At 66.6% G+C, this 22,236-nt stretch carries 17 protein-coding genes and 1 riboswitch; of the genes, 7 read left to right on the top strand and 10 right to left on the bottom strand.

Annotated elements, in window-relative coordinates:
• Positions 1 to 30: 30 nt before the first annotated feature.
• Positions 31 to 1,014: an AraC family transcriptional regulator gene (locus SR870_RS20610; RefSeq protein WP_322515365.1), complete on the bottom strand. Its 984-nt coding sequence runs from the start codon at positions 1,012 to 1,014 to the stop codon at positions 31 to 33.
• A 333-nt stretch (positions 1,015 to 1,347) separates the two neighbouring features.
• Positions 1,348 to 2,016 (bottom strand): MBL fold metallo-hydrolase, encoded by a 669-nt coding sequence (locus SR870_RS20615; protein ID WP_322515366.1) that lies wholly within the window; start codon positions 2,014 to 2,016, stop codon positions 1,348 to 1,350.
• A gap of 166 nt (positions 2,017 to 2,182) precedes the next feature.
• Here SR870_RS20615 and htpG point away from each other — a divergent pair, with 166 nt between their 5' ends.
• From htpG to SR870_RS20630, 3 genes are all read left to right on the top strand, one after another.
• The gene (gene htpG, locus SR870_RS20620; protein WP_322515367.1) at positions 2,183 to 4,069 is read left to right on the top strand and encodes a molecular chaperone HtpG; all 1,887 of its coding nucleotides are present in this window, start codon (positions 2,183 to 2,185) and stop codon (positions 4,067 to 4,069) included.
• Positions 4,070 to 4,158: 89 nt separating this feature from the next.
• Positions 4,159 to 5,847, top strand: coding sequence for a porin family protein (locus SR870_RS20625; RefSeq protein ID WP_322515368.1), 1,689 nt, complete (start codon positions 4,159 to 4,161; stop codon positions 5,845 to 5,847).
• Between the two features lie 120 nt (positions 5,848 to 5,967).
• Complete coding sequence (locus SR870_RS20630; RefSeq protein WP_322515369.1) at positions 5,968 to 7,161, top strand: ABC transporter substrate-binding protein; 1,194 nt, start codon at positions 5,968 to 5,970, stop codon at positions 7,159 to 7,161.
• A gap of 374 nt (positions 7,162 to 7,535) precedes the next feature.
• On the opposite strand, the gene SR870_RS20635 is transcribed toward SR870_RS20630, so the two are convergent.
• The 4 genes from SR870_RS20635 to SR870_RS20650 form a co-directional block, all read right to left on the bottom strand.
• Complete coding sequence (locus tag SR870_RS20635; RefSeq protein WP_322515370.1) at positions 7,536 to 7,928, bottom strand: MAPEG family protein; 393 nt, start codon at positions 7,926 to 7,928, stop codon at positions 7,536 to 7,538.
• A gap of 66 nt (positions 7,929 to 7,994) precedes the next feature.
• Complete coding sequence (locus tag SR870_RS20640; protein ID WP_322515371.1) at positions 7,995 to 9,083, bottom strand: lipocalin-like domain-containing protein; 1,089 nt, start codon at positions 9,081 to 9,083, stop codon at positions 7,995 to 7,997.
• Positions 9,073 to 11,538 carry an ABC transporter permease gene (locus SR870_RS20645; RefSeq protein ID WP_322515372.1) on the bottom strand — a complete coding sequence of 822 codons (2,466 nt, stop codon included), beginning with the start codon at positions 11,536 to 11,538 and terminating at the stop codon, positions 9,073 to 9,075. The genes SR870_RS20640 and SR870_RS20645 overlap by 11 nt, the downstream gene beginning before the upstream one ends.
• Positions 11,535 to 12,188, bottom strand: a complete 654-nt coding sequence (locus SR870_RS20650; RefSeq protein ID WP_322515373.1) for an ABC transporter ATP-binding protein — start codon at positions 12,186 to 12,188, stop codon at positions 11,535 to 11,537. Before SR870_RS20650 ends, SR870_RS20645 begins: the two co-directional genes overlap by 4 nt.
• A 313-nt stretch (positions 12,189 to 12,501) precedes the next feature.
• On the opposite strand from SR870_RS20650, the gene SR870_RS20655 reads away from it, so the two are divergent.
• Positions 12,502 to 13,803, top strand: a complete 1,302-nt coding sequence (locus SR870_RS20655) for an MFS transporter (RefSeq protein ID WP_322515374.1) — start codon at positions 12,502 to 12,504, stop codon at positions 13,801 to 13,803.
• Positions 13,804 to 13,952: 149 nt separating this feature from the next.
• Here the strand turns inward: SR870_RS20655 and SR870_RS20660 are convergent, their stop codons facing one another.
• The 4 genes from SR870_RS20660 to SR870_RS20675 form a co-directional block, all read right to left on the bottom strand.
• On the bottom strand, positions 13,953 to 15,218 hold the full coding sequence (locus tag SR870_RS20660; protein ID WP_322515375.1) for an ABC transporter substrate-binding protein: 1,266 nt from the start codon (positions 15,216 to 15,218) through the stop codon (positions 13,953 to 13,955).
• Between the two features lie 356 nt (positions 15,219 to 15,574).
• Positions 15,575 to 15,739 carry a hypothetical protein gene (locus SR870_RS20665; protein WP_322515376.1) on the bottom strand — a complete coding sequence of 55 codons (165 nt, stop codon included), beginning with the start codon at positions 15,737 to 15,739 and terminating at the stop codon, positions 15,575 to 15,577.
• Between the two features lie 162 nt (positions 15,740 to 15,901).
• On the bottom strand, positions 15,902 to 16,201 hold the full coding sequence (locus tag SR870_RS20670) for a hypothetical protein (protein ID WP_322515377.1): 300 nt from the start codon (positions 16,199 to 16,201) through the stop codon (positions 15,902 to 15,904).
• A 134-nt stretch (positions 16,202 to 16,335) separates the two neighbouring features.
• Entirely contained in the window at positions 16,336 to 18,450 is a 2,115-nt protein-coding gene (locus tag SR870_RS20675; RefSeq protein ID WP_322515378.1) for a TonB-dependent receptor, read from the bottom strand.
• A 108-nt stretch (positions 18,451 to 18,558) separates the two neighbouring features.
• Positions 18,559 to 18,762, bottom strand: a riboswitch (cobalamin riboswitch).
• 132 nt (positions 18,763 to 18,894) lie between these two features.
• Here SR870_RS20675 and SR870_RS20680 point away from each other — a divergent pair.
• The 3 genes from SR870_RS20680 (at position 18,895) to SR870_RS20690 (ending at position 22,230) form a co-directional block, all read left to right on the top strand.
• Complete coding sequence (locus SR870_RS20680; protein ID WP_322515379.1) at positions 18,895 to 19,596, top strand: DUF938 domain-containing protein; 702 nt, start codon at positions 18,895 to 18,897, stop codon at positions 19,594 to 19,596.
• 90 nt (positions 19,597 to 19,686) lie between these two features.
• Positions 19,687 to 20,928: an MFS transporter gene (locus SR870_RS20685; RefSeq protein WP_322515380.1), complete on the top strand. Its 1,242-nt coding sequence runs from the start codon at positions 19,687 to 19,689 to the stop codon at positions 20,926 to 20,928.
• A gap of 87 nt (positions 20,929 to 21,015) precedes the next feature.
• A complete protein-coding gene (locus SR870_RS20690) occupies positions 21,016 to 22,230 on the top strand; it encodes an MFS transporter (RefSeq protein ID WP_322515381.1) in 1,215 nt (404 codons plus the stop codon).
• Positions 22,231 to 22,236 lie beyond the last annotated feature (6 nt).

The following is a 22,236-nucleotide window of genomic DNA, read 5'->3' on the forward strand; positions in this document are numbered from 1 at the left end:
CGGGGCGGCCCGTCGTTTTTTCGGCACAACCTATCGGCTCGATCGGAGCAGCGTCTCCGACGGCCGTTCTCCGAACGCTTCCCGATAGTCCTTGGCGAAATGGCCGAGATTGGCGAATCCGCAGGCAAAGGCCGCCGCGGTGACGGACGTCCGCGAGCGGCCCTGTTTCAGAAGCGCGCGCGCGTGGCGGAGCCGGACCTGTTTGGCGAACGCCATCGGCGAATAGCCGCGGCTGCGCTGGAAGGCCTTGAAGATGCCGCGTGCGCTGATCCCGGTCAGGTCGGTCAGCGTTTCGATGGTGATCGGCTTGGCCCAGTTGGCCTCGATGTACTCTTCGATCTTGCGCACGTGCTTGGGCGCCGCGCCGCGCGGATCGGCCTCGAGAAACCGGGTGAAATTGTGGGGATAGGCGGTCAGGAACAGCAGGGTGATCGCTTCCTGCAGTTCGGCCAGCACCAGCGGTGGCAGCGGCGCGGTCGTCGAATTGATCTGGCTGTTCACGAACGAGATCAGACGGCGAAGATTGGCGGCCTGCGGCAGGTCGTTGCTCGCCGCGGGTTCGAATTCGATCGCGCGCTTCGGTCTGGTGCCGAGCAGCGCCGCGAGTTTTCGGTCGAGCGCGTGGCTGTTCACCCGAAGCAGCAGGTGCTCGTAGGTCTCGCCGAATTCGGTATGGGCCGCGCGTGCCGGCGAGGTGATGCAGGCCTGCCGCGGATCGATCGCAGTGGTGACGCCGGCGCTGCGGGTGGACGAATGTCCCGTCAGCGCGATCTGCAGCCGTGCGAAGTCGGCTTCGGGGAAGTCCACGATCAGCGGTGCGTGGCCGGACGTGAAGCCGAGCGCGATGTCCTGAAGCTGCAGGAAATTGCCGCGCACGCGGAAAGTCCCAGCCGCACCGCACTGGAAATGGCGGACGCCATAGACCCTGGCGAGCGCCTGCGCGAGTTCGTCGGGACTGGAAGTGTCCATCGCCCGAAAACGGCTGAGCGGCTCGCTGAGGAGTTCGGCTGTCATGCTGGGAGCGCTCCCGCGGTCTCGCTGTCGCGTATCTTCGCGCCGTGCATTGCTTGGATGCCGGCGCCGGTATCGATGGCAGATGGTTCGGCGGCAGAACCGTCGATCGAACATCTCGGAATCAAGATATGTCGGCCGTCATCGCTTGTCGATTGCGGCGTTCCATCCGGGATCCGACGATGCCGCAGACCAGCCACAACTCGATACTGCGTAGGACTACGAGGCGACGGCACGTCGCTGCCGTCATCCGCGCGCGCGCAGCGAATCTCCGGTACGGCGGGTCTGTCCCGATGAATGCCGGTGCGTGCGCGAGCGGGTTCGGCGAACCGGCTGCTACATCGCGCCTGTCAGGAACGGATTGGTCATGCGCTCCTGGCCGATGCTCGATCCGGGGCCGTGGCCGCAGATGAAGCCGACGTCGTCGCCGAGCGGCAGCAGCTTGTCGGTGATCGACCGGATCAGCGTGGCGTGGCTGCCGCCGGGCAGGTCGGTGCGCCCGACCGAGCCCGCGAACAGCACGTCGCCCACCAGGGCGAACCGCATCGCGTCGTTGAAGAACACCACGCTGCCGGGCGAATGTCCGGGGCAATGCAGAATCGCGAAGCTGAGTTCGCCGACGCCGACATGGTCGCCCTCGTCCAGCCAGCGGTCCGGCGTGACGTCGCGGACGCCGTCGATGCCGAAGCTGCGGCCGCTGTTGACGACGTTGTCGAGCAGGAACTGGTCGTCGCGATGCGGGCCGACGACCGCGACCTTCAATGCGTCGCGCAGATCGGCGGCGCCGCCGACGTGATCGATGTGGCCGTGGGTCAGCCAGATCGCCTCGACCGTCACCTTGGCGTTTTCGATCGCGGCCAGGATCTCCGGGACGTCGCCGCCGGGATCGACCACGACCGCCTTGCGGGTGGCCTCACACCACAACAGCGTGCAGTTCTGCTGGAATGGCGTGACCGGAATGATCGCGGCGCCGGCTTTGGCTTTGGTGTCGGACGGGGTGCTCATGGCGCGACAATGCCGCCTCCGGCGCGGCAAGTCAAAGCGGGGCGGATCACAAAACGGACGCCTGATCGCCCGGCGTGATCGTCGCTTGCGCACGCCTTGCCATCATCCTCCCGCGCGCTATATCCGGGTCTTCCCATTCACCTTTGTTCAGGATCGAGCGTCCCTCATGACCACGATTGATACCGCCAGCGAGACGAAGCCGTTCCAGGCCGAAGTGGCCGAGCTTTTGAACCTGATGGTGCACTCGGTCTATTCCGAGACCGACATCTTCCTGCGCGAACTGATCTCCAACGCCTCCGACGCGCTCGACAAGCTGCGTTACGAGTCGATCGCAAACCCTGCGCTGATGCAAGACGGCGGCGAGCCGAAGATCCGGATCGTGCCGAAGAAGGAGCCGGACACGCTGACCGTGATCGACAACGGCATCGGCATGGACCGCCAGGAGCTGATCGACAATCTCGGCACCATCGCTAAATCCGGCACCAAATCGTTCCTCACCAAGCTGACCGAGGCCAAGGACGGCGCCGGGCTGATCGGCCAGTTCGGCGTCGGCTTCTACGCGGCCTTCATGGTCGCCGACAGCATCGTCGTCACCAGCCGTCGCGCCGGCTCGGCCGAGGCCTGGACCTGGTCGTCGTCGGGCGGCGCCGGCTTCGAGATCGCGCCGGCCTCCGAAGAGGCGGCCGCGCGGGTCAGCCGCGGCACCGAGATCGTGCTGCATCTGAAGCCCGAGGCATCGAAATATCTCGAGGCCTATCAGATCGAGCGCATCGTCAGCGAGTACTCCGACAACATCCAGTTTCCGATCGAACTGGTGCCCGAAGAGGGCGAGCCGCGCCAGATCAATTCGGCCAGCGCGCTGTGGCAGCGCTCGAAATCCGAACTGACCGAAGAGGACTACAAGCAGGCCTACCGGCAGATCGCCGGGGCGTTCGACGAGCCGGCGATGACGCTGCACTACCGCGCCGAGGGCCGGCAATCCTATGCGGTGATGCTGTTCGCGCCGTCGTCCAAGCCGTTCGACCTGTTCGAGCCGGAGCGCAAGGGCCGTATCAAGCTCTATGTCCGCCGCGTCTTCATCACCGCGGACGCCGATCTGCTGCCGCCCTATCTGCGCTTTTTGCGGGGCGTGATCGACAGTGAGGACCTGCCGCTGAACCTGTCGCGCGAGATGCTGCAGAACAATCCGCAGCTCGCGCAGATCCGCAAAGCGGTGACCGGCAAGGTGATCGGCGAACTCGACAGCCTCGCCGAGAAGCAGCCCAAGCAGTTCGCCAAGATCTGGGACGCGTTCGGCCCGGTGATCAAGGAAGGCCTCTACGAGGACTACGAGCGCCGCGAGAAGCTGCTGTCGCTGGCGCGTTTCACCACGACGGCCGGCGACAATCGCACGCTCGCGCAATATGTCGAGGCGATGAAGGAGAACCAGACCGAGATCTATTATCTGGTCGGCGATTCGATCGAGCGGCTGAAGTCCAATCCGAAGCTGGAATCCGCGACCGCCCGCGGCATCGAGGTGCTGCTGCTGACCGACGCGGTCGATGCGTTCTGGACCTCCGGCCAGCTCGACTTCGGCGGCAAGCCGCTGAAGTCGCTGAGCCAGGGCGACATCAATTTCGACCTGATCCCGAAGCTCGATACCGACAAGGCCGAGGACAAGCCGGACGAGGCCAAGGCCGACGAGGCCACCGTGATCGCGGTGATCAAGGACGCGCTCGGCGATCGCGTCAGCGACGTCAAGGCGTCGCAGCGGCTGACCTCGAGCGCGTCGTGCCTCGTCGCCGGCGGCTTCGGGCCGGATCGCGAGCTGGAGAAGATGCTGGCCCGCGCCAACAAGGGCGCCGCCACCAAGCCGGTGCTCGAGATCAATCTCGGCCATCCGCTGGTCGCCGCCCTGGCCGACACCAGGGCCGACAAGGCCGACGCCACCGACCTGTCGTTCCTGCTGCTGGAGCAGGCGCAGATCCTCGACGGCGAATTGCCCGAAGACCCCGCCGCCTTCGCCGGCCGGCTCAACCGGCTGGTGCTGCGCGGCGTTGTTGCGCATGGTTAGCGGCTGAATAACAAACAGGGTTACCGGATTTTTAATCCCTGGGTTGCACACTGGTCGGCATTGTAGCGCTGACCAGTTGTGTGAACCCCATGCGTCTTTTCGCTTCGACCACGGCCGTCCTGATGCTGGCCGCAGGAACCGCAGCCGCCGCCGATCTGCCGCGGCTGCCTCTGCTCCCCGCCGCGCCGGTGCAGTGGAGCTGGACCGGCCTGTATTGGGGCGCGCATCTCGGCGGCAGCTTCGGGCAGACCAGCTTCAGCGATCCCGCCGGCCCCGGCCTCTACGGCGGCAGCGTCCGCAGCCCGGCAGCGCTCGCCGGCATTCAGGTCGGCTACAACTATCAGCCGAACGCCAATTGGCTGGTCGGCCTCGAGGCCGATCTCAGCGCGATGAACGGCAACGGCACCCAAAGCTGCATGGTCTCGTCCGGCCTGTTCATCTCGGCGAATTGCCGCGTCCGGCAGGATGCGATGGCGACCCTCACGGGTCGGGCCGGCCTCGTCACCGGCCCCGGCGGCCGCACGCTGCTCTATGCCAAAGCCGGCGCCGCTTTCCTCAGCGAGCGTCTCGACATCACCACCGGCTATCCGATCGGATTGTCGACCGAGAACAATGACGGCCGCTGGGGCTGGACCGCCGGCGCCGGCATCGAACGTGCGCTGGCGCCGGCCTGGTCGGTCAAGTTCGAATACGACTATGCGAATTTCGGCAACGCCGAGATGACGACGCCTGCGAGCTATCGGCTGGTCCCGGGCGTCGGCTATTTCGCCACGCCGCAAGGCGTCAGCAAGGTCGCCCAGGATCTGCACGCGGTGAAGGTCGGCCTCAATCTCAAATTCGGCGGCGACGTCGATGCGCGCTTCGACGACTACCACCTGCGCGGCCCGCAGGTGGCGGACGACGTCGTCGAGCGCGGCGCGATCGAGGTCGGCGGCCGGGTCTGGTACAGCTCGGGACGCTTCCAGAAAGACCTCGGCGCGACCACCAATCAGGGCCAGCAGAACATCCTGATCTCGCGGCTGGCCTATCAGAGCACGGCGGCGTCGGGCGAAATGTTCGGCCGCGTCGATGGTCCCTACGATACCTTCCTCAAGGGCTTCGCCGGCGGCGGCACGCTGTTGAGCGGCCACATGAACGACGAGGACTGGATCGCCACTGACGGCATCCCGTATTCCAACACATTCCACGATCCGGTGAAGGGCAGCATCGCCTATGCGACGCTCGACGTCGGCTACAATCTGCTGCGCGGGCCGGGCTACAAGTTCGGCGGCTTCGTCGGCTATAACTACTACCGCGAGAACAAATCGGCCTATGGCTGCGTGCAGACCGCAGGCGCAAGCGCGTCGCAGATCTGCGGCTCGCCGATCGCCAACACTGTTCTGGCCATGACCGAAGACGACACCTGGCATTCGCTCCGGGTCGGATTCAACGGCGAACTCGGGCTCGGCCGCGGGCTGAAGCTGTCCGCCGACGCCGCCTATCTGCCCTATGTGAAGATGTTCGGAACCGATAATCACGTGATGCGCACCGACGTCACCGATACCGTGTCGCCGGAGCGGGGAACCGGGCAGGGCGTGCAGCTCGAGGCGATCCTGTCGTATCAGGTCACGAACGCCTTCAGCGTCGGCGCCGGCGCGCGCTATTGGGCGATGTGGGCGACCACCAACGCCTACACCAACGCCTTCGGCTCGGAATGTCCGTGCCAGACGTTGCCGACGCGCACCGAACGCTACGGAACTTTCCTGCAGGCGTCCTACAAATTCGACGGGCTCAGGTAGTGACGGCGGCGTGACGGCTCGTAGTCCCGCCGCGACGCCGCAACCAAGAATCCGCTGGGCAGCCGCCGGCTTCTTGATTAGTGTGCCCTCAATCAAAAAAGGCCCCGGGAGGCACGCTCGATGAACGTCAGGATTTTCTCCGCCGCATTGGCGACCAGCGCCCTGTTTGCGATTGCTCCGGCGTCGGCGCAGGGCGTCAAGATCGGCATCCTCAACGATCAGTCCGGCGTCTATGCCGACTACGGCGGCAAGTGGTCGCTCGAAGCCGCCAAGATGGCGGTCGAGGATTTCGGCGGCGAGGTGCTCGGCCAGAAGATCGAGATCGTCTCCGCCGACCATCAGAACAAGCCCGACAACGCGGTCGCGATCGCGCGCAAATGGTACGACGTCGATGGCGTCGACATGATCACCGAACTGACCACCTCGTCGGTGGCGCTGGCGATCCAGGACCTGTCGAAGGAAAAGAAGAAGATCGACATCGTGGTCGGCGCGGCGACCTCGCGCATCACCGGCGATGCCTGCCAGCCTTACGGCTTCCATTGGGCCTACGACACGCATGCGCTCGCGGTCGGCACCGGCGGCGCGCTGGTGAAGGCGGGCGGCGATTCCTGGTTCTTCCTCACCGCGGACTACGCCTTCGGCTACGCCTTGGAAAAGGACACCAGCGAAGTCGTCAAGGCGAACGGCGGCAAGGTGGTCGGCTCGGTCCGCCATCCGCTGAATTCGTCGGACTTCTCGTCCTTCCTGCTGCAGGCGCAAAGCTCGAAGGCGAAGATCGTCGGCCTCGCCAATGCCGGCCTCGACACCGCCAATTCGATCAAACAGGCCTCGGAATTCGGCATCGTCGCCGGCGGCCAGAAGCTCGCCGGCCTGTTGCTGACGGTCGCCGAGGTGCACGGCCTGGGGCTCAAGGCGGCGCAGGGCCTGGTGCTGACCGAGGCGTATTACTGGGACCGCGACGACAAATCCCGCGAATTCGCCGAACGCTTCTTCAAGCGCACCAACCGGATGCCGAACATGATCCAGGCCGGCACCTATTCGGCGACGCTGTCCTATCTCAAGGCGGTGAAGGCCGCCGGCACCAAGGACACCGAAGCGGTGGCGGCGAAGCTCAAGAAGCTCCCGGTCGACGACGCTTTCGCCAAAGGCAAGGTGCTGGCCAACGGCCGCTTCGTCCACGATCTGTATCTGTTCGAGGTGAAGAAGCCGGAAGAGTCGAAGAAGCCGTGGGATTACTACAAGCTGATCTCGACGGTGGAGGGCTACATGGCGTTCCCGAGCGCGGCCGAGAGCGGCTGCCCGCTGACCAGGTAGGCGACGGTCGATCGGCGGAAAGAACGAGGCCGGCGCTCCGCAAGGACGCCGGCCGTGTGTCTGGTCGACGCTGGAGCCGTTCTGTCTCAAATGGATTCAGCACTGGCGTTCCGGGACGCTCACCACAATTACGACCTCATGGTGAGGAGGCGCGCAGCGCCGTCTCGAACCATGCGCCACCGGCACTGCGTCGCCCCATCCTTCGAGACGCCCGGCTTCGCCGGGCTCCTCAGGATGAGGGGGCAGTGCACTTGGCAAGGTCCATATCGCTTCAATCAGTCGATGAAACGCTCTAGTACCAGGCGCAGCCGTCGCCCTTCGAGGGCCGCTTCGCGGTCACCTCGGGGTGACGGCGCTCGTGCTTCGCTGACGGCTCACTTCCCCAGCATCTGATGCACGACGCCGTAGACCGAGCCGCCCCACAGGGCGGCGGCGGCGACCATCTGCACCGCGAAGCCGGCGCCGCGCTTCGGCGCCGCATCGGCATAGCCGATCATGTACATCACCCGGCCGATGATCCAGACGCCGCCGAGCGCGGCGGCGAAGGCGTCGCTGAGATAATAGGCAAACAGCCACAGCGACGGCAGGAAGATCGGCAACCATTCCAGCGTGTTGGCCTGCACCCGGAAGACACGTTCGAAATCGGGATGGCCCGAAATCGCCGGCGCCTTGACGCCGTACAGCATCCGCGCGCGCGCGACGTTCACCGAGGTGTAGAAATAGAACATCAACGCCAGCAGGGTCGCGATCGTGGTGTAGTGAAACATCCCAGGGCTCCCAACGATATGATTTGTTCTGTCCGGCTGAAGCCGCCGGTTGCCGCCAGATTGAACTCAATAGCCGGTCATCTCAAGATATCCGTTGCCGCTCTGGCTGCCGCTGAACGAGATCGGCCCCTCCCAATAGGGAAAGCTGGTGCCCATCCAGCTTTGCGGGTTGAGCGGCGTGGTCGTGATCGACAGGCCATGGCCAGGCACCCCGACGCGCCAGCGCGTCGGCAGCTTGCGGCCGGCGGTGTCGGTGAAGCCGGTCGGCTCCAGCGTGATGGCGTCCGGGGCGAGCTGTTCTGAGCGGCCGTCGAGCCCGATCCAGTTGCCGGCGAAATAGGCGCTGCCGTCGCTCTGTCGCAGCCGGAACAGCATCACCTTCTCGCCGGAGGCGAGATGCAGCGAGAACCAGTCCCAGCCGGTCTGGTCGGAGGCGAGCGGCTGGCTCGACCATTCGCGGTCCATCCAGGCGGTGCCGTTGACCTCGATCGGCCGGCCGTCGATCGTCAGCGTCCCGCGCGCGGCGAAATACGGCTGGCTGTAGTAATACGACGCTTGGCCGCGGTCGGATTTGCGCGAAAAGCCTTTGTCGCCCTGCAGCACCAGCGGCCGCTCGGCAGTCAGCCGCAGCCGGTAGCCGAAGTCCGATCCCGCGGCGGTGACGTCGAGCGGCGACAGCGTCGCCGCAGCCATCGCCTCGCCGCCGGTCATCTGCCAGTCGTCGATCGCGGCGCGAAACGGCGCGGCAGTGATCCCGGCCTGTCCGATGCCGCCGCGTGAAAACTTCTCGGCGTAGCGATGCGTCTCGGCGCTGGTGAGCCCCGCATGCGCCATCCAGACCTGCTGATTGGCCCAGCCGTCGCGCTGCGGGCCGGGCGTCATCGCCTGCCGGAACAGCGTCCATTGCACGCCGTAAGCCTTGCCGCCGGCGTCCTGCAGATTCGCCGTGAGGTACCACCACTCGATGCGGAAATCCGGATGCGCGCCGTGGTCGGCCGGAAAACTCAGCACCCGTCCCGGCACCACCGGCGCGAATTCGCCGGCCTCGCTGCCGAGCCCGGCGAAGCCTTGCGCCAGCGCGCGCGGACCACCGAGGCCGAGCGCGAGCAGGCCGCCGGCGACCGCGCGGCGTGAGATCGGATGGCTAGCGCTCATCGGCGAACACCTTCACCAGTTGCGCCGGCTGCATCCGCAGCAGCTTCAGGATAGGCAGCGCCGCCGCGACCAGCGACGCCAGCAGCGCCACGCCGAGCAGTTTCAAGAGCTCCCATGGAAACACCTCGAACGGCAGCCGCCAGCCGAACGCCTTGACGTTGACCACCGCGATCAGACACCACGCCACCAGGAGGCCGAGCGGCAGCGCCAGCAGCGCAGTCAGCGCGGCCATCGACAGCGTCTTCATCAATTCGATGAAGGCGAGCTTGCGCCGGGTGATCCCGATTGCCCATAGCGGCGCGACCTGCGGCAGCCGCGAATTGCCGAGCGTCAAGAGACTCGTCAGCAGCGCCACGCCGGCGATGCCGAGCGTGAAAGCGTTGAGCGCCGCGGTGACCGCGAAGGTGCGGTTGAAAATCCGCTTCGATTCGGTTTTCAGCGTCGCCTGATCGGCTAGGCTGCGATTGTCGAGTTTGAACGTCGTGCGCAGGTCGTCGACCAGCGCCGGCACGCGCGCCGGATCGACCCGCAGCCCGAACCGGGTCTGCGCCACCTCGGGAAAGCGCGCGATCAGCGCCTCATAGGCGACGCCGATCTGGCCGCGCGGATTGCCGTAATCGGCGTAGATCGCCGCGACGGTGAGCGGCCACGGGCCGTTGCCGGTCGGCACCGCGATGCGATCGCCGAGCTTCAGCTTCATCCGCCGCGACAATTGCTCGCTGATCAGCGCGGCGTCGCCGCGTGCGACGACGTCCCAGACGTCGCGGCTCTGTTCGAGCAGCGGCCAGTGATCGCGATAGGTCGGATCGTCGGCGAAGCCGATGACCTCGGCCGGCCAGCCGTCGAGCTTCACCTCGGCGCGGGCGCCGGGCAGCAGCGCGGTCACCTCCGGCCGCTGCTTCACCCACGCCTTGATCTCGTTCGCCTGTGCATCATTGGCGGCGTTGAGATAGACTTCGGCCGTGAGCCGGCCGTCGAGCCAGCGCACGAAGGTGCGGCTGAAGCTCTCCACCATGGTGCCCACGCCGATATTGACGCCGAGCGCCAGCAGCAGCGCCATCAAGGCGAGCGACAGCCCGGAGAGCTGCAGCCGGTTGTCGGCCCAGAACCATTTGATCAGCGGACGCTGCGCACCGCGTTCGCCGAGCGCCAGCACCAGGCCGAGCACCGCGGGCAATCCCAATGCGGCGCCGAGCAGGATCGCGGCCAGCACCGCGAAGCCTGATACCAATGAGTCTCCGAAGATCAGGAAGCAGGCCGCCGCGGCGAAGACGAGAAGCGCCACGCTGCCCTGGATCAGCAGCCAGCGCTGCTGCGCCTGCTGCCAGGCGAACGCCTGCGCGGCGGCGAGCACCGGCATACGCGCCGCCTTGATCAGGCTCGCCGACGACGCCCCCAACGCGCCGAGGATGCTGATCGCAATGCCGGCCAGCCACCATTGCGGCTTCAGCGACAACTCGCCGGGAATCTGCGCGCCGTAAAGCCCGCGCAGGCTGGCGGCGACGTCGGGCAGCAGCGTCGCGGCGATGATGTAGCCGCAGACCAGCCCGATCAGGCCGGCGACCAGCGCGATCAGCGTCAGCTCGATCACCATCACGCTGTTCAGCATCCGCGCCGAGGCGCCGCAGGCGCGCAGCGTCCGCAGCATCGGCCGGCGCTGCTCGAAGGCGAGGCCGATCGCCGAATTGACGATGAACAGCCCGACCAGGAACGACAGCAGGCCGAACGCCGTGAGGTTGAGGTGGAAACTGTCGGTGAGGCGTTCGAGGTCGGTCTCGGTGTCGGGCTCGATCCGTTCGAGCCGGTCGCCGACGATCTCGCGCAGCGGCGTCCGCGATGCCGCCGGCTTATTGCCGATCAGTAGCCGCGACACCTGATCCTGCAGGCCGAGCAGCTTCTGCGCGAAGCCGATGTCGACCACCAGCACGCCCGGCGCGACTTCGGCTTGCGGCTTCAACGGCGGCAATCGGCCGCCATTGCTGATCGGCGGCGTCGCGCCCTCGGCCAGCTTCAGCGCCGCGAGCGTGTCCGGCGACAGCAGCGTCTGCCCGGGCGGCAGGATGAAGCCCTGCAGATTGGCGGTGCCGATCGCCGGCGCGGCGCTGGCTTCGACCGGCATCGACAGCGGCTCGATCCCGAGCAGCCGCAGCGTGCGCCCGCCGACCCGGATCTGGCCTTCCACCACCGGCGACACCGGCCAGCCGGCGCGGCGCAACTCGACGAACAGCGCTTGCGGAAAATGCTCGCCGCCCGGTGCGACCAGCGTCGCGGTGCGGGCGCCGCCGAGCGTCGCCGCGGCGCGGTCGTAGCTGGTGCGCGCCTGCGCGTTCAGCGCCTGCACGCCGCTCCACAGCGCGGTCGCCGAGATCAGGCCGATCAGCAAGGTGGCGAGTTGCAGCGGATGGCGTCGCCAATGGCTGAGCAGCACCGCGAGGATCCACAGCGCGCGCTTCAACGGATCAACCCGGCATGCAGATGCACCCGCCGGTCGAGCATTCCGGCGAGCCGTTCGCTGTGGGTCACCATCAGGAAGCCGCAGCCGGTGCGGCGGACCAGATCGGCGGCGAGCGCCAGCACGTCGTCGGCGGTGGCTTCGTCGAGATTGCCGGTCGGCTCGTCGGCGAGCAGCAGGACGGGCTTGACCGCGAGCGCGCGGCCGATCGCGACGCGCTGCTGCTGGCCGCCGGAGAGTTGCTCGGGATAGCGCTTCTGCAACGCGCCGAGCCCCAGCCGCTCGATCAGTTCGGCGTGCCATTGCGCGTCGTGGCGGCCGGCCAGCCGCGACTGAAACGACAGATTGTCGGCGACGGTGAGGCTCGGGATCAGATTGAACTGCTGAAACACCAGCCCGAGCCGCTCGCGCCGGAACGCCGCGCGCCCGGCGTCGGCGAGCCGCGAGATCGTTAGATCGCCATAGGCGATCTCGCCGCTATCGGGCTGGTCGAGCCCGGCGATCAGATGCAGCAGCGTGCTCTTGCCGCTGCCGGATTCGCCGGTCAGCGCCACGCTCTCGCCGGCGGCGAGCGCGAAATCCACGCCGCGCAGAACGGCGACGTTGTCCTGCCCCGAGCGATAGGATTTGGTCAGGCCGGCAACGGTCAGCATCAGGCGATGGTCCGCTCGGTGCGGCGCGTCATCGTGCCGTCCTGCACGAGCCGCGCGATACGATCGTCATGTGTCCTGCGAGAGTATCGCGCAGGCTCCGCGTCGGGCCGGTCATCCTGATGTCCCTGTGAACGATGTCCGGCCGATATGGTGACCGCGCGCGCGCGACTCAATGACCGGATGCCCGCTTGTTTGCACCGCAACGCAGTCGGGTGCGTCGTGCCTGCGGCATTCTGACAAATACGTGATTGCTTTCCCGCCTCATCGGCGGCAGCATCGCGACTGGCTCGCAACAAGGGCCGACAATAAGACGATGGACGGGAGACCCCGCTTGGACGGACAATCCACGCCGAAGGGCGCCTGGAGGATCACCTTCCTCCTGTTTCTGTTCATGGTGGTCAATTTCGCCGACAAGATCGTGGTCGGCCTCGCCGGCGTGCCGATCACCAAAGAGCTCGGCCTCACGCCCGAACAGTTCGGACTGCTCGGCTCGTCGTTCTTCTTTCTGTTCTCGACCACCGCAGTCATCGTCGGCTTCATCGTCAACCGGATCGACACTCGCTGGGTGCTGCTGGTGCTGGCGCTGGTGTGGTCGGTGGCGCAATTTCCGATGGTCGGCACTGTCAGCTTCACCACGCTGCTGATCTGCCGCATCGTTCTCGGCGCCGGCGAAGGTCCGGCCTTCGCGGTTGCGGCGCATGCGATCTACAAATGGTTTCCCGATCACAAACGGACGCTGCCGACCGCGATCCTGTCGCAGGGCTCGGCGTTCGGCGTGATCCTGGCGGTGCCGGCGCTGAACTGGATCATCGTCAATCATTCCTGGCACTACGCGTTCGGCGCGCTCGGCATCGTCGGGCTGATGTGGGCGGCGGCGTGGATCGCGCTCGGCCGCGAAGGGCCGCTGGTTCCGACCGCGGCGATGACCGCGGCCGAGACGCGGATTCCCTATGCGCGGCTGCTGACATCGCGCACCTTTGTCGGCTGCGTCGCGGCGACCTTCGGCGCGTTTTGGGCGCTGTCGCTCGGGCTGACCTGGTTCACCACCTACATCGTCAACGGGCTCGGCTTCAGCCAGCACGATGCCGGGTTGATCTCGATCACACCCTGGGTGTTCGGCGCACTCGTCCTGCTGCTGACGGGTTGGTTGTCGCAGTCGCTGATGGCGCGCGGCGCCTCCACACGGCTCGCCCGCGGCGTGCTCGGCGCGGCGCCGCTGGTGCTCGGCGGCCTGATCCTGCTGACGATGCCGTTCATCGACAACCCCACCGGGCAGATCACCGCGCTGGTGATCGGCGCGGGTCTGTGCGGAGCGATCTATGTCGTCTGTCCACCGATGATCGCCGAATTCGCGCCGGTGTCGCAGCGCGGCGCCGCGCTGGCGATCTACGGCGCGCTGTACACGCTCGCCGGCATCATTGCGCCGCTGGTGATGGGCAGCGTCGTCCAGAATGCCGCGTCGTTGAACGAGGGCTATCTCACCGGCTACATGATCAACGGCGCGGTGATGGTCGTCTCCGGCCTGCTCGGTCTGCTGCTGCTGTGGCCGGACACCGAGCGCGCGAGGCTGCTGAACGAACAGCCCGCGAGGATTGGACTACGTAAGCCGGCGTGATTCCTCGGCCGTCATGCCCGGGCTTGTCCCGGGCATCCACGTCTTCCGACCGATCAGCGCCGCAAGACGTGGATGGCCGGCACGAGGCCGGCCATGACGAGTTGAGGAGTTGAGGTGTCAGACTAACTCCCGATTCGCTCGTGTATCACTCAACGACTCGCGGTGTCGGTGTTGAACACCTCGCCCTCCGGCACCCAGCTCTTGCCGTCGAAACGGGCGATCTGCATCTGGGTATAAGGCGCGTAGCGGTCCGGCCGGGTCGAGATCGTGATGCCGGGCAGCAGCAGCGGCGCAGTGGTCGGCTTGATGTTGGTCGCCTGCTTCAGCAGGTTGTCGCGGGTGAGATTGTCGCCGCAGGCTTCCAGCGTCTTTGTCGTCATGTAGGCCGAGATGTAGCCGATCACCACGCTGCCGTCGGCGATGTCGCCTTTCGGAAACCACTTGGCGAGGAATTCCTTGAATTCCTTGACATCGGCATCGTTCTCGAACCGCGGATCGGTCGGCGTCTTCATGGCGAGCGCGGTGAGCAACCCGGTCGAGGCTTCGCTGCCTGCGGGTTCGAGCACGCCCTTGATCGAGCTGGCGACGCTCACGACGAAGTTGAGCGGTTTCCAGTTCAGCTCGTGGACCTTTCGGATCGCCTGGGCGCCGAATTTCGGCGTCGCCATCGTGAACAGCGTGTCGGCGCCCGAGGCCTTCAGCGCGACGATTTGCGAGTCGACGGTGGGATCGGTGACCTCGTAGGTGACCTCCTTGACGATCATCGTCTTGGCCTTGTCGCCGAGGCCTTCCTTCAGTCCCTTGACGTAGTCCTTGCCGGCGTCGTCGTTCTGCGAGAACACGCCGAGCTTGGCGTCGGGCTTGTTCTTGAGCAGATATTTCGCAAAGATCATCCCCTCCATCTGATAGGGAGGATAGAGCTGCGTGGTCCACGGGAAGGTCTTCGGATCGTCCCACTTCGCCGCACCCGTGGAGATGAAGATCTGCGGCACCTTCTTGCCGTTGAGATATTTCTGAGTCGCGGAATTGGTCGGCGTGCCGACGGTGCCGACGATCGCCAGCACCTCGTCCTGCTCGACCAGCTTGCGCGTCTGCTCCACCGTCTTCGGCGGCGAATAGGCGTCGTCGAGGCTGATCAGGTTGATCTTGCGGCCGTTGACGCCGCCCTTGGCGTTGATCATCGCGTAGTAGGCGGTCTGGACATGGCCCTGAATGCCGTAGGCCGACGCCGGCCCGCTGTAGGGCATGGTCTGCCCGATCTTGATCTCGGTGTCGGTGACGCCGGGGCCGTATTGCTTCTGGGCGAGCGCAGGCTGGGCCGCGGCGAGCGCAAGTAGTCCGGCTGCGAGCAGCACCGTGCGGGTGGGATGGATCCTGGCGGACGCTAAGCTGATGGACGCGAAGCTGATGGACATGGCGTTTCCTCGTTGTCGTTGAAAGCCGCACTCTGCGGTGCGGGCTGGCACGTCGGATCGTCCGAGCTGCGAAGGCACAACTCGGCGATCGGACCGACGCTCTCACGAGAAAGGGGATGGTTCAAACGGATTGCGCCGCGGCTTGCGAGCAACCGCAGTGCGGCAAATGCGTGCATTTCACGCAACGAAATTCGCGGCGCGCGCAATCGTCCCGATCGGCGCAATGCGCGGGCTTCGGGGATTTCGAGCATTCGCTCAACGCATGGCGGCAATCTCGTTGCCGACGTGGTGAGCCGCCTCGTTCGCGCAGCGCATCGCGCTGCGTTCGCCGGCGCCCCGGCGTCCCGCGACGGTGATCAGAGGTCGCGCTGCTCGTCGTCGCGATCGCGTTCCGGTGCGGCGATGTCGCCGGTCTCGTAGACGTCGTCGACCGGAACCCGGACCGGCGCCGGCTTCGGCTGCTCGCCGCCCTTGTCCTTGCTCGCGTCGCTGTCTTTCTTTTTCCGCCAGCCGCCCATCATGTCCGATCCATCGTGCAGGGCGGGGAGCGCGCCTCGGCGCGTTCCGGTTCCGGTGCGTCGACCGGGTGCCCGCTGCAAGCATCAGTCTAGCGGATGATGAGGCGATGCCTCGCTGCGTTTTGGACAGGGCAGCCCGGCGCAACGCGCCCGGCGGCCGCAGTTTCAGGTCCGACGGCCGCCGCTCTGCTGCTCGGCGAGCCATTCGGACAGCGGCCTCGGCTTGTCGTCCACCTTTCGGGACGAGGTTCGCGCGCCTGCGGTCTTTGCGCCTGCAGTGCTGCGCTTGGTCTTGGTCGGCGCTGTGCGCTGCGGTTCGGCGGCCTCGCGGGCCAGTCGCAGCGCGCGCAGTCGCGCCATGTTGTCGCGCGCCGCCTTGGCCGCGGCTTCGCGCTCGGCCAGGGCGTTGGCGGTCTCCTGTGCGCCGGCGCGTGCGGCGGTGCGGGAATTGTCGTCGTTCGTCATTCTTCCAGTCGTTGTCTGTCTTGAAATGGAAAGGGCGTGGATTGGGAAGGGCGGGGTGTAGCACGAAAAAGGCCCCGGAACAGCCTTTGCTGCCGGGGCCTGTCATGCACGATGTGATGAACCGTACGGTCGTGTCAGAACGTCACGCCGGCCTTGACGAGAAAGGTTCGGCCCGGCAGCGGATAGGCGCCGTAACGGCCGGGCGTGAAACTGCTCGCGACCGCGTAATCGTAATATTGCGCGTCGAACAGGTTGATCACGCTGGCCGACCAGAAGAAGTGCTCGTAGGCGCCGCTCAGCTTGACATCGACCGTGCCGTTCGCCGGGATCTTGGTCTGCAGGTTGGTTTCGTCGCTGTCCATGTAGCGGCTGCTCCAGTAGCGGGCGGTCGCGTCGAACACGACGTATTTCTGCCAGACGTTCCAGGTCACGCCGGCATTCGCCGTATAGCGCGACACCAGCGGCACGTCGTTGCCGGAGAACGGGCCTTCGCGAAACGTCGCGCGGGTGTAGGCGGCGCCGCCGCGCAGCAGCAGCGTATCGCTGACGCGGAACGAGGCGCTGGTCTCGCCGCCGTAGCGCCGGGTCGGGTCGAGATTGGTGTTGTGGAAGTTGACCGGGTCGTAATGAATCTCGTTGGTGAGATCCATGTTGTAGGCGCTGGTCTGCATCTCGAACGGTCCCGATCTGACGCGGAAGCCGGCTTCGAAATCGACCGAGGTCTGGGTCTTCAGCGCGAAGCTGCCCGGGATCGGATTGAAGAACGCGTCGTAGGACGGACCCGAGGCGACGCGCTCGTCGACAGTCGGGGTGCGGAACGCCCGCGCGGCGCGGGCGAACACGCTGAACACCTCGTTGAAGCGATGGTCGAGGCCGATATGCAGCGCGTGCTGGGTTTCGGTGCTGCTGAGCGGCAGCGCCTGGGCTCCGCCGAAATAGCCGGGCGCCAGCGGGTTCAGCCGATCATTGGCCTCGACTTTGACGCTCTGCACCCGGCCGCCATAGGACAGGTCGGTGGTCGACAGGATGCCGACGGTCTGCTGCCAGTAGCCCGCCAGCGTCTTCTGCGACAGGTTGTAGACGTGGACCGGCGGCGTGCTGCGATACTGGCCGCGGTCGGAATCGTAGGTCGCGTCGTAATAATCGAGGCCGGTCAGGATTTTCGACGGCAGTCCGAACATCGCGTTCTTGATGCTGAGCCGCGGCGTGATCGACCAGGTCTGCAGATGGGCGTCGAACGCGCTGGCGCTGAACGGCGACAGCGGCACGTTGCCGAAATAGCCGGCCTGCTGGCGCTTGTCGCGGACGCCGCCGTCGACGATCAGTTCGGCGCCGTCCCACAGCGATTTGGTGAAGCCGGCGGTGATGTTGGCGCCCTGCTTGTCGGCATAGTCGAACGGCGTGTTGGTGCCGCGGCGGTCGGTCTGGAGCTGGTTGACGCCGATCGAGGGATCGACGGTCCGGGAGCCGGGCAGGCCGAGATGCTGGTTGTCGCCCGAGATGTTGAGGAACGCGCTGAGATCCGGCGTCGCATAGCGCAGTTCGCCGATCGCGTTGTTCTGTTCCAGCGCGTTGTTGGCGCGATAGCCGTTGGAGCGCACGCCGTTGGCGAACACCGAGGTCGACCACGGCCCGGAATTGAAGGCGGCGGAAATCGACGCCAGCCGCTGGTTGAACGAGCCGAAGCCGCCTTCGGCGCGGAACGTCGCGGGCGGACCGCCGGCGCCGGTCTTGGTGACGATGTTGATGACGCCGCCGACCGCATTGTCGCCGTACAGCACCGCGCCGCTGCCGCCGCGGGTGATCTCGATCCGCTCGATCGACTGCAGCGGGATGCTCGACAGGTCGACGCCCTGCAGATCGAGGTCGTTGAGGCGGCGGCCGTTGACCAGGAACAGCGTGTTGGAGGTCGCGGTGGCGCCGAAGCCGCGCAGATCGATCGACGAGCCGGTGCCGTTGACGCCGCCATACAGCGTCCTGGTCTGCACGCCGGGCGTCTGCGCGATGATCTCCTGCACGGTCTGCGCCGGCGAATGCGCGATGTCGTCGGCGGTGATCACCGTGGTCGAGGTGCCGACGATGCCCTCGTAGCTGCGGGTCGCGGTGACGTTGATGGCGGGCAGCGTATTGTCCTGCGCCGAAGCGGGCACGAGGCTCGCGAACAGGCTGGACGCCAGAATGGTGGAAGTCAGCAGCGCGCGCGAGCGCGCGGAATGATGCCGGGGAACGGCATCGAAACGGGACGGCATGGATGAAAACCTCGGTCGACGTTGTGGCACGTCACAGCGAACGAGGTTTCATCGACTGCCTGCGCATCCGACGAAACCAATGCCTGCAATTCCCGACCGGCACTCTCGCGTGTGACCACGGATGACGGCAGGTCTCCTGGCTCGCGGGGTTACCTTCCGTCGCCTTCCCAGGACCGAGTTTCCCAGTGGCATTCCGACGAAAGTGGAACCGCTTACAGTTGCGGGAACAGCTGCGGATTTGGGCGTCTCAAGACGCCCGCACCGCATTCCCTTTTGATCCCCCGAAGAGGAACCGTCGGTTGCAACTAAAAGTGTCAGAATGCGCAAAGTCAATTCGCCCTTGGCGGCGAAACGGCGCGCATGGTTTGTCGTCGCCGGATTGTTTCGCTATGTGGCTTGGAAGTGACAACGCAGCTTGCGGCAGATCAACAAGGAGCGGCGCCGATGGCGGACTATGTGGTCGAGTTCGGCAAGGACGGCCGGCCGGTCGAGCCCGACGGTCGGCTCGACGCCGCAGCGTTTCATCGCAACCAGCAGGCGATCTGCGAGGTGCTGGGCCGGCTGCTGAACGGAACAACGGGCGAAGTGCTCGAAGCCGGCAGCGGCACCGGCCAGCACGTCGTCGCGTTCGCCCGTCAGCACCCCGAGATCATCTGGTGGCCGAGCGATCTTCATCCCCAGCATCTGATCAGCATCGCCGCCTGGCGCGCTTATGCCGGGCTCGGCAATGTGCGGTCGCCGTTGCGGATCGATCTGTCCGATCCGGCCTGGTGCGCGGAGATGACCGACGGGCGCGGGCCGGGTCCGCTGGCGGCGGTGTTCTGCGCCAATGTCGTGCATATCGCGCCGTGGCCGGTCGCGGAGGGGCTGTTCGCCGGCGCCGCGCGCGCGCTGCGGCCGGACGGTCAATTAATTCTGTATGGCCCGTTCAAGCGCGACGGCCATCACACCGCGGTCAGCAATGCGGTGTTCGACACCAGCCTGCGTTCCGCCAATCCCGAATGGGGCGTGCGGGACGTCGGCGAATTGCAGCAGCTCGCGGCGGGGCACGGGCTGACGTTGGCCGAAACCGTCGAGATGCCGGCCAACAATCTCGTCCTGTGTTTCTCCCGAAGCGGCGAAACCCGAGCGCTTCGCATAGGTTAGGTCCGGCCGCGGCGGTTGATCGCAGGCCGATGCGGCCTATGATGCGGCCCGATCTCGCGGCCGGGCCGCACACGAAGGGCGAAACGGCCAATGGTTGACGCGACGGCGATCGATGGACTCGTCGACGATGCGCGCGCGCGCTCCAACGTGGCGCGGCTGGCGGCCGCGCAGGCGCTGACCGGCGCCAATGCGGCGGTGATCTTCGCCACCGGCTCGATCATCGGCGCACAGCTCGCGCCGGATCTGTCGCTCGCGACCGTGCCGATCTCGATGTATGTGGTCGGCCTCGCTGCCGGCACGCTGCCGACCGGCGCAATCGCGCGCCGCTACGGCCGCCGCGCCTCCTTCATGATCGGCGCCGGCTGCGGCGCGTTCACCGGCCTGCTCGGCGCGCTGGCGATCCTGTACGGCTCGTTCGAGCTGTTCTGCGTCGCCACTTTCCTCGGCGGGCTGTACGGCGCGGTGTCGCAATCCTATCGCTTCGCCGCCGCCGACGGCGCCAGCGCCGCGTATCGCCCCAAGGCGGTGTCCTGGGTGATGGCCGGCGGCGTGTTCGCCGGCGTGCTCGGTCCGCAGCTGGTGCAGTGGACCATGGACGTCTGGCAGCCTTATCTGTTCGCCTTCAGCTATCTGGTGCAGGCCGCTGTCGCGCTGATTGCGATGGCGGTGCTGTGGAGCGTCGATGCGCCGAAGCCGCAGCCGGCCGACTTCGCCGGGGGCCGGCCGCTGCTCGAAATCGTGCGGCAGCCGCGCTTCATCGCCGCGGCGATGTGCGGCGCGATCGCCTATCCGATGATGAATCTGGTGATGACCTCGGCGCCGCTGGCGATGCAGATGTGCGGGCTGCCGATCAGCGATTCCAATTTCGGCCTGCAATGGCACATTGTCGCGATGTACGCGCCGAGCTTCTTCACCGGCTCGCTGATCGCGAAGTTCGGCGCGCCGCGGGTGGTCGCGCTCGGGCTGGCGCTCGAGGCCGCGGGCGCGTCGATCGGCCTGATGGGGATCACCGCCCCGCATTTCTGGGCGACGCTGTTCGTGATCGGGGTCGGCTGGAATTTCGCCTTCGTCGGCGCCTCGGCGCTGGTGCTGGAGACCCACCAGCCGAGCGAGAAGAACAAGGTGCAGGCGTTCAACGATTTCGTGGTGTTCGGCATGATGGCGCTGGGCTCGTTCGGGTCCGGGCAGTTGCTGGCGAATTACGGCTGGGCGACCGTCAACATGACGGTGTTCCCGCCGGTGCTGCTCGGCCTCATCGTGCTCGCGATCACCGGCTGGTCGCGAAAACGGGTGGCGGCGGCCGCTGCCGCCGTGCCAGATCGCGGCATCTGATCGCGAACAAGACAACGATCCGGCCGTCCGAGCCGGACGCAGGGGGACGCCGATGCCGTCGCGTGCGACGAAGGCCGGTCGCCGCGGATGGTGAACCTTCCGCTCCGCGACGAGAGCTCGATCCATTATGAGGGCTGGCGGATCGTCGCGATGTGCTTTGCCGTCGCGACCTTCGGCTGGGCGCTCGGCTTCTACGGCCAGAGCGTCTATCTCGCCGAACTCACGCGGCTCCATGGCTGGCCGTCGTCGCTGATCGCGACCGCGACGACGTTCTTCTATCTCGGCGGCGCGCTACTGGTCGCCTTCGTCGGCGACGTCATTCGCGTGATCGGGCCGCGCGCCTGTCTGCTCGGCGGCATTGCCGCGATGGCGCTCGGCACCGCGCTGCTCGGCCGGATCGACGCGGTCTGGCAGCTTTACGCCGTCTACGCGCTGCTCGCGGTGGGCTGGGCCGGCACCAGCCTCGGCGCCATCACCAGCACGCTCGGGCTGTGGTTCGACGAGCGCCGCGGCATGGCGATCAGCCTGGCGCTGAACGGCGCCAGCTTCGGCGGCATCGCCGGCGTGCCGCTGCTGGTCGCAGCGATCGGGCATTTCGGATTCGCCGACGCGACGCTGGCGGCGGCGATCGCCGGGATGTTGCTGATGCCGGTCGTCGCGATCGTCGTCGGCCGCCCGCCGCTGCGCATCGCGGACCATCCTGCCGGGCCGGGTGCGGTGAAGGCGTTGTCATCGGGCGCGATCCGCCGCGAGGCGTTCCGCGACATTGCGTTCCTCACCGTCACCATCGCGTTCGCCCTGGTGCTGTTCGCGCAGGTCGGCTTCATCGTGCACCTGATCGCCTATCTCGACCCGCTGATCGGCCGCGAGCGCGCCGCAGCCGCGGTGGCGCTGCTGACTACGATGGCGGTGGTGGGCCGCGTGTCGCTGTCGACCGTGATCGACCGGCTCGACCAGCGGCTGGTGTCGGCGATCTCGTTTCTGAGCCAGGCGGTGGCGCTGGCGATCGTGATCCTGTCGCGCGACGGCACGCTGCTGCTGGTCGCCTGCGCGCTGTTCGGCTTCTCGGTCGGCAATCTGATCACGCTGCCGGCGCTGATCGTGCAGCGCGAATTCGCGCCCGGCTCGTTCGGCGTGCTGATCAGCCTCGTCACCGCGATCAATCAGGTGACCTATGCGTTCGGCCCCGGCGTGATAGGCCTCGTCCGCGACGTCTCCGGTAGCTACACGGTTCCGTTCGCGGGCTGCATCGTGCTGCAACTGATCGCCGCGGCGCTGGTGATGGTTCGGGGGCGAAAGTAACCAACC

It is taken from the genome of Rhodopseudomonas palustris (genome assembly GCF_034479375.1).
GTDB classification, from domain to species: Bacteria; Pseudomonadota; Alphaproteobacteria; order Rhizobiales; family Xanthobacteraceae; genus Rhodopseudomonas; species Rhodopseudomonas palustris_M.